Here is a 12,316-nt window from a genome sequence, read left to right as displayed (position 1 = left end):
CGCCCCTCACCACCCAGGACCTCACCTCCCTGAGCGGCGGGCCGGGAGGATCCGCCAGGCCTCCGCTGCGACTCCCGGCACGACTGCGGCAGGCGCTGACGGCGCGCCCTCGCAGGGAGCACCCCGACCTGGGGGAGGTCTTCACCCCCGGGCCGCAGGTCGCCGTGGCCGTCGCGCAGAACGCCCGGCTCAACCCCCGGCACCTCACGGAGCAGGCGAACGGGTGGACACTCGAAGCGCTGAAGCAGCCGCAACCGGCCCCCGCGGCCCGGCCGTCCCCCGAGGGACGGACGGCCCCGGCGGCGCTGGAATCGGTACACCGGGCGCTGCGCGTCCTGGAAGTCGTCAACCGCCACTCGGGCGGGGTGAACCTGACACAGATCGCGCGTGAGAGCAGGCTCCCCCAACTGGTCCTCGCCCGGGCCGTGGAGCAGCTGATCCGCGCCGGCCTGGTCACGCCGGTCGGACCGGACGCCTACGTGGCCGGCCACGCCCTCCTGCTGGGCGAGCCGGACGGCGGGGAGGGCCGCGGGCACCTGCGCGAGACCCTGGCCTGGGTGCGGGACGCGGTCGGCGCCGCCGTCTACGTGGCCCGCTACACCGACGGAGAGGTCGCCATCACCCAGTACGCGGACGGTCCGGCCGCACCCGCCGTCGAGGAGTGGGTCGACTTCCGCGCCGCCGCCCACGCTTCCTCGGTGGGCAAGGCCCTGCTGGCCCAACTGGACGACGACGAACGGCGGGACCACCTGGCCCGACACCCGCTCACCCCCTTCACCACCCGCACCCTCACCAGCTGGCAGGTCCTCTTCCGGCAACTCGACGACCGCCCGCCCAACACGCCCCTCCTCGACCTCCAGGAGTACGCCCTCGGCACGGTGTGCGCGGCGGTGCCGATCACCGCCGGCCCCAACCCGGAATGCGTGGCCCTGTCCATCCCCGTCCCCGACCCGGGCCGGCTGAAGCAGGCCGCCCGGATCCTGCAGAGCGAGGCGGCCGCGGTCTTACTCGCGCTGATCGTGGCCGGCAGCACCCGCCCCGCGGCCCGCAGGCCGGAGGACACCATCCTGTCCACCTCCGCCTAGGCAGGGATCGGCCGCCCGGGGCCCGGCCGGGACTCCGCCCGGGTCCCGGGCCCCACCGGTCGGAGGGGCCGGGACGGCTCAGGGGGCGATCGGCAGCTGCCGCTTGTGCTCGGTGGCCCGGTAGCGGTTGACGATGATGTCGAGGGCCGCCGCGTCCACCGGCTTGCCCTCCAGCACGTCGTCGATGTCGTCGTAGGTGACGCCGAGCGCCTCCTCGTCGGCCAGGCCCGGCTTCAGCGTCTCCAGGTCCGCGGTCGGCGTCTTCCAGATCAGCGAGGAGGGGGCACCCAGCGCCTCCGCCGTGGCGCGGACCCGCCGCTTGGTCAGGCCCGTCAGCGGAACCACGTCGGCCGCGCCGTCGCCGAACTTGGTGAAGAAGCCGGACACGGCCTCGGCGGCGTGGTCCGTACCCACCACGAGGCCGGCCTGCGCGCCCGCGACCGCGTACTGGGCGATCATGCGCTGGCGGGCCTTGATGTTGCCGTGCACGAAGTCCTGCTGGTGCGCGTCACGGAAGACCGTGCCGCCCGCCAGCACCGCCTCCAGCGCGGCGTCGCTCGACGCCTTCACGTCGACGGTCAGGACCTGGTCGGGCCGGATGAACTCCAGTGCCAGCTGCGCGTCCGACTCATCCGCCTGCACGCCGTACGGCAGCCGCATCGCGAAGAAGGTCGCCTCCTGACCCGCGGCGCGCACCCGCTCGACGGCGAGCTGGCACAGCCGGCCCGCCGTCGTGGAGTCCACACCGCCGCTGATGCCCAGCACCAGCGAGCGCAGGCCCGTGGAGAGCAGCCGGTCGGCGAGGAAGGCCACGCGGCGCTCGATCTCCTGCCGGGCGTCGAAGGACGCGCTCACCTGGAGGTCCCGGGCGATCTCCTGCTGCAGCGATATGGACGCCTGGTCGGTCACGATTGCTCCTCGGTCGGGCCCCGCGGACAGGTCGGCTCGTGCCGCGGGGCGGGCCGCGGGCGCGAAGAGGGGGCCGGAAAGCACTCTAGAGGAAAGGTCGCGGAGCCCTGCCCGAGGGCGGTGACAGCGGTGCGGCCGGGAACGGGCGGGACCGGGCTGGAGCGGGTTGGACCGGGCTGGACGGGGCGCAAGGACGGACCGCGGGTCGGCGGTGGCTCCCGCGTCATCCCGCCGCGAGGAGACCGGGCAGGTCGCGCATGTCGTGGAACACGTGCGTCCCCGGGCCTTCGAGCCGTTCGGCCGGGGTCATCCCGCCCGCGTAGCCGAAGGAGCGCATCCCGGCGGCGCGGGCCGCCTCGACACCCGGCCGGCTGTCCTCGACCACCACGCAGGCCGCGGGATCGACGCCCATCCGCTGCGCCGCGTACAGGAACAGGTCCGGGGCCGGCTTGCCGCGGGCGACCTCCGTGGCGCTGTGGATGCGGCCCGCGAAGCGGTCGTAGAGCCCGGTGCGGCCCAGGGTGTGGCGCATCTTCTCGTGCGGGCCGCTGGAGGCGACGCAGGTCGGCAGGGTGATCGCGTCGAGCGCCTCGGGGAGTCCGTCGACGGGGGTCAGGCCGGCGTCGACCGCCTCGCGGTGGAGCTGCTCGAACCGCTTCAGCCAGACGTCGGCCGTCCCCTCGCCGAGCCGGGCCGCGACCTGCTCCCGCACGGAGGCGTTGGACCGCCCGATGAACAGCTCGATCACGTCGCCCTCGGTGAGGGGCCACCCCAGCTCCGCCCCCAGCGCGACCTGGACGCGCGTCGCGATGCGTTCGGTGTCGACGAGCACGCCGTCGCAGTCGAATATGACGAGTTCAATCGGCTTGATCATGTCCGCAGCATAGAGTCCGGCGGCGTGCATGAGGTCCCGGAGGCGGGGCAGGCGAGTCCACGGGGAGCACGAACACCCCCGCACGACAGACGAAGAAGGACGGACGGCCGGGGCACCCCCGCCGTCCCCCGTTCATCGGAGGAGTTGTTTCCGCGTGACTGAGCATGTGTGGAGTTACAAGTCGACCTCGGGCCACCTGGCCGGCACCGATCTGACCGGCTACAAGGTCGAGGCGACCGACGGCGGCATCGGCAAGGTGGACAAGCACTCCGACGAGGTCGGTGACGCCTACCTGGTCGTGGACACCGGGGTCTGGATCTTCGGCAAGGAGGTCCTGCTGCCGGCGAGCACCGTCGTCAGCATCGACCCGGAGGCGCGGACCCTCTACGTCGACCGCACCAAGGGCCAGATCAAGGACGCCCCCGAGTTCCACCGGGACAGCCACCTCGGCGACCGGGACTACCACCAGGAACTGGGCGCCTACTACGCCGCCACCCGGTTCGGCCTCCCGCCGCTCTGACCGGCCCGAGTCCGACCGCTGCGAGGCCGTGGGCCCGAACTCCCCGAGTTCGGGCCCACGGCCGTGCCGGGGCCCGGCGAGGAGCGGCGCCGTACGGAGCCGACACCCCGGGTCCGCGCGCGTGATCGGGCCGTGGCCGGGTACCCGCGCAGCAGAGACCACGCCGCGGACAACTCCCAGGAGAGGCAAGCCCCATGACGCTGATACCGCACGCGAACGACAAGTCCGTCCCCGCCCCGAAGGAGCTGCGCCGACAGGTCGCCCGCGCGACCGGCCGGCTGCGGGACACCGCCGCGCACGTCGGACGGCTCGTCGAGGACAAGACGCCCGACCCCGTCCGCGCGGGGGCGTTCCGGACGGCGACGCGCGTCCGGGACACCGCCGCCCGGGCCGGGCGGCTCACCGGCCGCGGGAACCTCGACTCCGCACGGGCGAGGGCCGGCCGGGCCGCCAAGCTGGCACGGTCCCACCGCACCGCGCTGGCCACGGCCGCCGGCGTGCTGACGGCCGCCGTGATCGCACGGCGCTCCCGGCGGGCACGGCCCGCGAAGCGGTGAGCCCGAGGCCGGCACGGCACGGCACGGCGCGGGCAGCCCAGGCCGCCCGGGCCGTGCCGGGCCGCTCAGCCGGCCGGCGGCCCGGCCGCCGGCCGGCGTGCCCGCTCGGCGTTGAACTGCGCACCCGTGAGCAGGGCCAGGTTGGCGAACCAGAGCCAGATCACGAAGACCACGATCCCGGCCAGCGAACCGTACAGACGGCCGTACGTGTCCAGTTGCGTGTAGAGCGTGAAGAGCCCGGAGGCGGCCAGCCAGAGCAGGGCCGCCAGTACCCCGCCCGGCAGGCCGCGCCGGGTGCCCCGGCTCTGGACCGGGCCGGTCCGGAAGAGGACCAGCACCAGGAGGGTCACGACCCCCAGGAGCACGGGCCAGCGCAGCAGCGCGACGGCCTCGGGGCCGCTCCATCCGACGGCCCGTGCGGCCCAGCGGGCCGGCGGCCCGGACACGACCAGCCCGACCGCGCCGACGACGAGCAGCACCAGCAGCAGCCCCGCGTGGACGACCAGCGTGTGCGCGGCACGCAGCGGGCGCCGCGTGTCCGGCACCCGGTGCATGGTGTGCAGGGCGCGGCGGAACACCGCCAGGTAGCTGCAGGCCGACCACAGCGCGCTCACCACCCCGCCGAGCAGCAGGGCCCACATCGACGACTGCGCCTCCGGGAGGCCGCCCAGCGCGTCGCGGAGCACCTGCGCCGACTGCGGGGGCGCGTACGCGGTCAGGTCCGCGATCAGGGCGTCGCGCCGCGCCCCGCCCAGCAGCCCCACGACGGACACCGCGATGACGAGCGCGGGCAGCAGCGCGAGCAGGGCGTAATAGGTGAGGGCGGCCGCGTGGTCGGCCAGGTTGTCCGTCCAGAGACGGACGGCCGTACGCCGCAACTCGGCGCGGGTGCGCATCGCGAGGGCGGTGGCGGTGCCGGACGGGCCGGCGGTGGCGGTGCCGGACGTGCCGGCGGGGGCGGGTGGACCGCCTCGGGGTGAAGCGGTGCGGGGGATGTCGGTCACTCCGTGCGCGTGCCCCTCCGAGCCCGCGCCCATGCGCCCGCGGGGGATCTGCGTACCGGCCCGTCCGCCGGGTACACGGCCTGCCATGACATGGAGCCACGCGCGAAGGCGTGACGAAGAGCCGCGGGAAGCGGCGCTGCCGGCCACGGTGTCCGCGACGAAGAACCCCCCGGCCGACAAGAACCTTCCGGCCGACAAGAACCCTGCGACGGGCGAGAACCTTCCGGCCGCCGAGAACCCCCCGGCCGACAGGCAGCCCACGACGGACAAGAACCCCCGGACCCGCGGGAAGCCCCCGGCCCACCCGGCCGTACGGGCCCTGGCCATGCTGGCCGCCTTCGTCGGGACCGTCCTGTTCAGCGTGGTCCTGGCCCGCCTGACACTGGAGCCGTCCGCCGCCTCGGCGGCCCTCGTGCACAGCAACCTCCGGCCGGGCAGCTCGATCGAGGCCTACCTGGAGCACGCGTCGACCCTCGAAGCGGCCCGCCAACTGGGCGGCAACCTCCTGCTGGGCGTGCCGTTCGGCGTGCTCCTGCCCGTCCTGCTGCCGCCCGCCCGGGGACTGCTGCGCGTCGCCGCGGTGACCGTGTGCCTGATGACGCTGGTGGAACTGATCCAGGGAGCCCTCGTCACCGGCCGCGTCTTCGACATCGACGACGTCATCCTCAACACGTCCGGCGCGCTGCTCGGTTACCTCTTCATCGGCCTGCGCCTCGGTCGCGCCGTGCACCCGCGCCGCAGGCACTGGTGGCACCGCCGTCCTTCGTGACTCGTGAGTACTGCACACCCCATCGGTGACAGCGGTGACTGTCGGCGCCCGCGCCCGGCGTGACACGGTCGGGTCTGCCACCGACCGAGGGAGCAGGTGTGAACAAGGGGTACGCCGCCTACTGCGACGCCGACCGCTGGTTCTACGACGCGCCGTACCGGCGGGCCGGCGAGAGCTACCCGTCCGCCCTCGCCCCCGTCCCGTCGGGCTGGCGCTCGCACCGCAGTGGCGACTGGCTCGCCCTGCGCCCCGCCGGCGCCGAACTGCCCGCGCAGGGCTGGAAGATCCACGTCTCGGCCACGCTCGACAACGCCGAGTCGGTGCTCACCACGGTGTACGCCTACTGCACCGAGCGGAACATCGCCTTCAAGTTCATCCCGAGCCGCTACCTGCTCCACCTGCGCAACGCCAAGTACGCCGACCGCGCGGCGAGCGGGAAGTTCATCACCGTGTACCCCGCCGACGACGGGCAGTGCCGGCGGATCGCGGAGGACCTCGACGCCGCGCTCGGCGGCGCGGCCGGACCGTACATCCTCAGCGATCTGCGCTGGGGCGCCGGACCGGTCCACCTGCGGTACGGCAGCTTCACCCTGCGCCACTGCTACGGCGAGCACGGCGAACTGGTCCCGGCCGTCGAGACCCCCGACGGCCGGCTCGTACCGGACCGGCGCGGACCCGCGTTCCAGCCGCCCGAGTGGCTCGAACTGCCCGACTTCCTCGAACCCCACCTCAGGGCGCGCTCCGCCGTCACCCTGGCCGGCGTCCCCTTCACGGTGGAACGGGCCCTGCACTTCTCCAACGGCGGCGGCGTCTACCTCGGCAAGGACAGCCGCACCGGCGAGGCCGTCGTCCTCAAGGAGGCCCGGCCGTACGCCGGACTGGCCGCCGACGGCGCCGACGCCGTCACCCGGCTGCACCGCGAACGGACCGCCCTGGAACGACTGGCCGGGCTGGACTGCGTACCGGCCGTCCGCAGCACCTTCACCGTCGGCGACCACCACTTCCTGGTCCTGCAGCACCTCGACGGCAAGCCGCTCAACACCTACTTCGCCCGCCGCCACCCCCTGATCGAGGCGGACCCCGACCCGGCCGAGCTCGCCTCCTACACCGCATGGGCGCTGAAGATCCACCAGCGGGTGACCGAGGCCGTCGACGCCGTCCACGCCCGCGGGGTCGTCTTCAACGACCTCCACCTCTTCAACATCATGGTCGCCGAGGACGACGACACCGGTGAACCCTCCGTCGCACTCCTGGACTTCGAGGCCGCCGCGCACATCGACGAGGGCCTGCGGCAGACCGTGGCCAACCCGGCCTTCGTCGCCCCGGCCGAGCGGCGCGGATTCGCCGTCGACCGCTACGCCCTCGCCTGCCTGCGGCTCGCCCTCTTCCTCCCGCTGACCAGCCTGCTCGTCCTGGACCGCACCAAGGCCGCACACCTGGCCGCCGTCGCCGCCGAGCAGTTCCCCGTACCGCGCCGCTTCCTGGACGAGGCCGTCGAGGAGATCCTCTCCGGAGCACCGGAGGGCATGCCGGGCGACCGCCTGCCCGCACCGGCCGGACCGTACCTGCCCGTCGAGCCCGGTCAGTGGCCCGCCGCCCGTACGTCGATGACCGCCGCACTGCGGGCGAGCGCCACCCCGCACCGCGAGGACCGCTTCGTCCCCGGGGACATCGCCCAGTTCGCGCACGCCCACGGAGGCATCGGCTTCGGCCACGGGATCGCCGGGGTGCTGCACGCCCTCGCCGAAACCGGCGCCGGCCCCTGGCCCGAGGCCGAGGAGTGGCTGCTCGACCGGACCGCGGATCCGGCCTCCGGCACCCCGCTCGGCTTCTACGACGGCCTCGCCGGCACGGCCTGGACGCTGGACCGGCTCGGACACCGCGAGCGCGCCCTCGCCCTCGCCGACCGGCTGCTGCACCAGCCCTGGCAGAGCGCGGGCCCCGACCTGTACGGCGGCCTCGCCGGCATCGGACTCGCCCTGGACGCACTCGGCACCGCGAGCGGCGAGAGCGAACTGCACACCGCGGCACTGCGCTGCGCCGAACTCGTCACCGACCCGTCCCGGCGGCCCGGCCGTGCGGGCCTCCTGTACGGCGACTCCGGACCCGCCCTGCTCCTCGTACGCCTCTACGAGCGCACCGGCGACAAGGAACTGCTGATCCAGGCCGCCCACGCACTCCACCGCGACCTCGACCGCTGCGTCACCAGCGCCTTCGGCACCCTCCAGGTCAACGAGGGCTGGCGCACCATGCCGTACCTCGGAGAGGGCAGCGTCGGCATCGGCATGGTCCTCGACGACTGGCTGGAGCACGGCCCCGACGAGCGCTTCGAACAGGCCCGGCCGGAGATCGTACGGGCGGCGCAGGCCACCTTCTACGCCCAGCCCGGGCTGATGCGCGGCGCCGCGGGAATGATCCTGCACCTGGCCCGGACCACCACGCCCGGGCCCGGCACCGGGCCCGGCGCCATCGCCCGCCAGATCGAGGCACTGGCCCGGCACGCCGTGCCGTACCAGGGACATCTGGCCTTCCCCGGCGAGCAGATGATGCGGCTGTCCATGGACCTCACCACGGGCACGGCCGGCGCTCTCCTCGCCCTCGGCAGCGCGGCGCCCGGCGGGCGCGCGCACCTGCCGTTCCTCCCGCCGCTGCGCCGAGGCGCCGCGGCCCACCAGCCGGCCCCGCCCGGGGCCGTGACCCATCGCACCACCCGAGAGAAGAGGAATCAGACATGACGCTTCTTGACCTGCAGTCGATGGAGACCCCGAAGGAAGAGACCACCGAGGTCGCGATGACCGGTGGCGGCAGCCGCGCCAGCCTGCTCCTCTGCGGCGACAGCAGCCTCAGCATCACGACCTGTAACTGACCCAGGTCAGCTCGGGCCCGGGCGGTTCACCGCCCGGGCCCGCACCACATCACTGGAGGCATCCGCCGATGAGCCCCCCCGACGCGGGCGCCGGCCCGGCGCAGGAGCCGGAGCCCGACCTGGCGCGCCGCGCGGACCGGGCGCTCGTCGCGGCGGCCCGGCACAGCGGCGGGCGCACCGCCGCCGTCCTCGGATGCAGCGTGGCGGCCGCCGTGGCCGCCCTCGCCGAACCGGCCGTCCTCGGCCACACCCTGGACCTGCTGCTGCGCCGCGACCCGTCCGGCCCCGCATGGACCCTGCTGTGCGCCGCCGTCATCGGGGCGGAGGTGGCCCTGGACGCCGTCGCCGTGCGGCTGACCGGCGAGGTCGACGGCCGCTCCACCGCCCGGCTGCGCAGGCTCGGCCTCGCCGGTCTGCTGGGCACCGCCCCGCACCACGCCGCCCGCCACGCGCCCGGCGAGACCGCCGCGCGGCTGACCGCGCACGCCACCGAGGCCGGCAAGGTCCCGGCGGCCGTCGCGCAGGCCCTCGCCGCCCTGCTGCCGCCGCTGGGCGCGGTGGCCGCGCTCTTCCTCATCGACCTGTGGACGGCCCTCGCCTTCCTGCTGGGCCTGCCGTTGCTGGTGCTGCTGCTGCGGGCCTTCACCCGCGACACCCTCACCAGCGTCGCCCGCTACCAGCAGGTGCAGCTCGCCACCGCCGGACGCCTCGTCGAGGCGCTGGCCGGGGCCCGCACGATCGCGGCCGCCGGTACCGCCGACCGCGAACGCGCCCGGATCCTGGCGCGGTTGCCCGAACTCGGCACCGAGGGCCGGCGCATGTGGCAGGTCTACGGCGCTACGACGGCCCGGTCCACGGCCCTGATGCCCATGCTCCTCTACGCGGTCCTCGCCGTCGGCGGCATCCGCCTGGCGGCCGGGGCCATCGGCGTCGGCGAACTCCTCGCCGCCCTGCGCTACGCGGGGCTGGCGGCCGGGGTCGGCGCGGTGACCGGAGCCCTGGCGGCCGTGGCCCGCGGCCGGGCCGCCGCCCGGCGGACCGCGGCCCTTGTCGCCCTGCCCCCGCTCGGCCACGGCCGGGCCGAGCTGCCGGAAGGCGGCCCCGGCACCCTGGAGCTGCGCGGCGTCCGTGTCGTGCGCGGCGGATCGGCCGTCCTGGACGACATCAGCCTGGTGATCCCCGGGGGCAGCACCGTGGCGGTGGTGGGCCGGTCCGGCGCCGGCAAGACCGTGTTCGCCGCCGTGGCCGGCCGGCTCGCCGACCCGGACGCCGGCCAGGTGCTGCTGGACGGCGTGCCGCTGCGGGAGTTGACCGCCGAAGCCCTGCGCCGCGAGGTCGGCCATGCCTTCGACAGGCCGGTGCTGCTCGGCGACACGGTCGGCGGAGCGATCGGGTTCGGTGCGGGGCCCGACCCCGGGCCGCAAGCCGTCCGGGCCGCGGCCCGCGCCGCGGGCGCCGACCCGTTCGTACGGCGCCTGCCCGACGGGTACGCGACGCGCCTCGCCGACGCGCCCCTGTCCGGCGGTGAGGTCCAACGCCTCGGGCTGGCCCGGGCGTTCTGCCACGCGGGGCGGCTCCTCGTACTGGACGATGCCACCTCCAGCCTCGACACCGTCACCGCCCGCGAGGTCGAGCGGGCGCTGGCCCGCGAGATCCGGCCCGGGACCCGGATCGTGATCGCCCACCGGCTCTCGTCCGCGGTCCGCGCCGACCTCGTCGTCTGGCTGGAGGACGGGCGGATGCGGGCCGCCGGCACCCACGCCGAACTGTGGGCGGGCGAGCCCGCCTACCGCGCCGTGTTCGCCGCCGATGAGGCGCAGTCGGACGAGAGCCCGGCGCCCTCGCGGAAGCAGGAGGCGGGACGATGACCGCAACGGGGACCCGTGCCGACACCCGTACCGGCACCGGCACCGAGGGGGAGGCCTGGCGCCGGGTGGCCCCCGAGGGCCGGCGGTTCCTGCGCGGCCGCAGGAGCGCGCTGGCGCGCCTGGCCGCATGGTCGCTCATGGAGTCCGCGCACACCTTCCTCGGCGGCTACGGAGTCGCCCGCGCCCTGGACGACGGCTTCCTCGCCGGCCGCACCGGAACCGGCCTGGCCTGGCTGGCCGCCGCCGCGGCCGGGGCGCTCCTCGGCGGATTCGCCCTGCGGGGCGTGTTCGCCGGCCTCGCCGACCTCGTCGAGCCGCTGCGGGACGGCCTGGTCCGGCGGGCGGTGCGGCAGGCGCTGGACCGCGCGGTCGCCGACCCGGTACGGGCGCCCGAGGCGGGCGCCGTGTCCCGCCTGACCCAGCAGACGGAGATGGCCCGGGACTCCTTCGCCGGGCTGGTGCTGACGGTGCGGTCGCTCGTGTTCACCGCCGTGGGCGCCTTCGCGGGCATGGCGGCCCTGGCCCCGGTGCTGCTGCTGGTCGTGCTGCCGCCCCTGCTGCTCGGCGTCGCGGCCTTCCTGGCGACGCTGCGCCCCATGGCAGCCGTGCAACGCCGCTCCCTCGACACCGACGAAGCGCTCGCGGACCGCCTGGGGGAGCTGGGGGAGGGGCTGCGCGACATCGCCGCCTGCGGCGGACAGGAGGCGGCGCGGGCCCGGGTCGAGCCGTTGATCGCGGCCCAGGAGCGGCTGGCCCGCGGGCTCGCGCGCTGGGCGGCCCTGCGGATCCTGGCGCTGGGCGCGGCCGGCCGGCTGCCCGTGGTCGCGCTGCTCGTCGCGGCGCCCTGGCTGCTCGCGCACGGAGTCACCGCCGGAACGCTGGCCGGCGGCCTCACGTACCTGGTGCAGGCCCTGCTGCCGGCCCTCCACGCGGCCATGACGGCACTCGGTTCGGCCGGCACCCGCCTGCTGGTGGTCCTGGAGCGCTTCTGCGACCCCGCGCCGCCGAAGAGCCCAGACCCGGCGGACACCACCACGGCCGCCGCAGAGGCCGCGGAGCCGCGGTCGGCCGGCCACGCCGTCCCACCGACCGCCGCGGCGGCAGAACTCCGGGGCGTCACCTTCGCCTACGGCCGCGGCGCGGCACCCGTGCTCGACGCCCTCGACCTGGTCGTCCGGCCGGGGGAGCACCTCGCCGTCGTCGGTCCGAGCGGCATCGGCAAGTCCACGCTCACCGCCCTGCTCGCCGGCCTGCTCGCACCCGACGCCGGCACCGTGCTCGTCGCGGGCTCGGCGGCGGCCCGCCGCGCGGCGGGCGCCGGGGCGCCGGACCCGCGGCGGACCCTCCTGCCCCAGCAGGCCTACGTGTTCACCGGCACCGTACGGGAGAACCTCACCCACCTTTCCGCCCTCGCCCCGGACCCGGGCGACCCCCGGTCCGGGGACGCCCGGGTCCGGCGCGCCGTCGCCGCCCTCGGGCTCGACGGCCTGGTGGAGCGGCTGGGCGGGCTGGACGCCGAGGTGCTGCCCCGGCTGCTGTCCCGCGGTGAGAGCCAGCACCTCGCGCTCGCCGCCGCCTACCTCTCACCGGCGCCGCTCCTGCTCCTCGACGAAGCCACCTGCCACCTGGACCCGCGTACGGAGGAGCGTGCCGAACGGGCCCTCGCGGCCAGGCCCGGCACCCTCGTCGTCGTGGCCCACCGCCTCTCGTCCGCGGCCCGCGCCGACCGGGTCCTCGTCCTTGACGGGACCCGGGCCGTGTGCGGCACCCCTGCGGAACTCCCGGCCCGATCGCCGCTGTACCGCGATCTGGTGGGGCAGTGGAACGGCACCGCCGACGGATGACCCGGCCGTGCCGCCCGCAC

11 protein-coding genes are annotated in these 12,316 nt (G+C 75.6%); 8 read left to right on the top strand and 3 right to left on the bottom strand.

The genetic code is table 11. From position 1 onward, the window contains the following. Nucleotides 1-239: 239 nt before the first annotated feature. Nucleotides 240-1,085 (top strand): IclR family transcriptional regulator, encoded by an 846-nt coding sequence (locus AB0O53_RS22115; protein ID WP_434094453.1) that lies wholly within the window; start codon nucleotides 240-242, stop codon nucleotides 1,083-1,085. Nucleotides 1,086-1,163: 78 nt separating this feature from the next. Here the strand turns inward: AB0O53_RS22115 and nadE are convergent, their stop codons facing one another. Both nadE and AB0O53_RS22105 read right to left on the bottom strand, forming a co-directional pair. Then, entirely contained in the window at nucleotides 1,164-1,994 is an 831-nt protein-coding gene (nadE, locus tag AB0O53_RS22110; RefSeq protein ID WP_350997900.1) for an NAD(+) synthase, read from the bottom strand. A 223-nt stretch (nucleotides 1,995-2,217) separates the two neighbouring features. After that, nucleotides 2,218-2,868, bottom strand: a complete 651-nt coding sequence (locus AB0O53_RS22105) for an HAD family hydrolase (RefSeq protein WP_350997903.1) — start codon at nucleotides 2,866-2,868, stop codon at nucleotides 2,218-2,220. Nucleotides 2,869-3,022: 154 nt separating this feature from the next. On the opposite strand from AB0O53_RS22105, the gene AB0O53_RS22100 reads away from it, so the two are divergent. After that, entirely contained in the window at nucleotides 3,023-3,388 is a 366-nt protein-coding gene (locus tag AB0O53_RS22100; RefSeq protein WP_350997906.1) for a PRC-barrel domain-containing protein, read from the top strand. Between the two features lie 194 nt (nucleotides 3,389-3,582). Continuing rightward, nucleotides 3,583-3,945: a hypothetical protein gene (locus AB0O53_RS22095; RefSeq protein ID WP_350997909.1), complete on the top strand. Its 363-nt coding sequence runs from the start codon at nucleotides 3,583-3,585 to the stop codon at nucleotides 3,943-3,945. 65 nt (nucleotides 3,946-4,010) lie between these two features. Here AB0O53_RS22095 and AB0O53_RS22090 read toward each other — a convergent pair whose 3' ends face one another. Then, nucleotides 4,011-5,036 carry a YihY/virulence factor BrkB family protein gene (locus tag AB0O53_RS22090; protein ID WP_403142277.1) on the bottom strand — a complete coding sequence of 342 codons (1,026 nt, stop codon included), beginning with the start codon at nucleotides 5,034-5,036 and terminating at the stop codon, nucleotides 4,011-4,013. Between AB0O53_RS22090 and AB0O53_RS22085 the strand changes: the two genes are divergently transcribed. From AB0O53_RS22085 to AB0O53_RS22065, 5 genes are all read left to right on the top strand, one after another. Continuing rightward, nucleotides 5,035-5,718: a VanZ family protein gene (locus AB0O53_RS22085; protein WP_350997915.1), complete on the top strand. Its 684-nt coding sequence runs from the start codon at nucleotides 5,035-5,037 to the stop codon at nucleotides 5,716-5,718. The two genes, AB0O53_RS22090 and AB0O53_RS22085, sit on opposite strands and share 2 nt — an antisense overlap. Nucleotides 5,719-5,816: 98 nt before the next feature. Beyond that, nucleotides 5,817-8,453, top strand: coding sequence for a class III lanthionine synthetase LanKC (gene lanKC, locus AB0O53_RS22080; RefSeq protein WP_350997918.1), 2,637 nt, complete (start codon nucleotides 5,817-5,819; stop codon nucleotides 8,451-8,453). Further along, complete coding sequence (locus AB0O53_RS22075) at nucleotides 8,450-8,584, top strand: SapB/AmfS family lanthipeptide (protein WP_030655136.1); 135 nt, start codon at nucleotides 8,450-8,452, stop codon at nucleotides 8,582-8,584. Before lanKC ends, AB0O53_RS22075 begins: the two co-directional genes overlap by 4 nt. Nucleotides 8,585-8,652: 68 nt before the next feature. Further along, nucleotides 8,653-10,452, top strand: a complete 1,800-nt coding sequence (locus tag AB0O53_RS22070; protein ID WP_365197619.1) for an ATP-binding cassette domain-containing protein — start codon at nucleotides 8,653-8,655, stop codon at nucleotides 10,450-10,452. After that, the gene (locus AB0O53_RS22065; RefSeq protein ID WP_365197616.1) at nucleotides 10,449-12,296 is read left to right on the top strand and encodes an ATP-binding cassette domain-containing protein; all 1,848 of its coding nucleotides are present in this window, start codon (nucleotides 10,449-10,451) and stop codon (nucleotides 12,294-12,296) included. Before AB0O53_RS22070 ends, AB0O53_RS22065 begins: the two co-directional genes overlap by 4 nt. The last annotated feature ends 20 nt before the right edge of the window (nucleotides 12,297-12,316 follow it).

The organism is Streptomyces erythrochromogenes (assembly GCF_040684695.1).
Classification (GTDB): domain Bacteria; phylum Actinomycetota; class Actinomycetes; order Streptomycetales; family Streptomycetaceae; genus Streptomyces; species Streptomyces erythrochromogenes_C.
This window is presented reverse-complemented; position numbering and strand designations above follow the sequence as displayed.

Coding starts and splice junctions, on each gene's coding strand:
- AB0O53_RS22095 (WP_350997909.1), top strand. CDS start 3,583: ATGACGCTGATACCGCACGCGAACGACAAGTCCGTCCCCGCCCCGAAG.
- AB0O53_RS22070 (WP_365197619.1), top strand. CDS start 8,653: ATGAGCCCCCCCGACGCGGGCGCCGGCCCGGCGCAGGAGCCGGAGCCC.
- AB0O53_RS22075 (WP_030655136.1), top strand. CDS start 8,450: ATGACGCTTCTTGACCTGCAGTCGATGGAGACCCCGAAGGAAGAGACC.
- AB0O53_RS22085 (WP_350997915.1), top strand. CDS start 5,035: ATGACATGGAGCCACGCGCGAAGGCGTGACGAAGAGCCGCGGGAAGCG.
- AB0O53_RS22105 (WP_350997903.1), bottom strand. CDS start 2,868: ATGATCAAGCCGATTGAACTCGTCATATTCGACTGCGACGGCGTGCTC.
- AB0O53_RS22090 (WP_403142277.1), bottom strand. CDS start 5,036: ATGGCAGGCCGTGTACCCGGCGGACGGGCCGGTACGCAGATCCCCCGC.
- AB0O53_RS22065 (WP_365197616.1), top strand. CDS start 10,449: ATGACCGCAACGGGGACCCGTGCCGACACCCGTACCGGCACCGGCACC.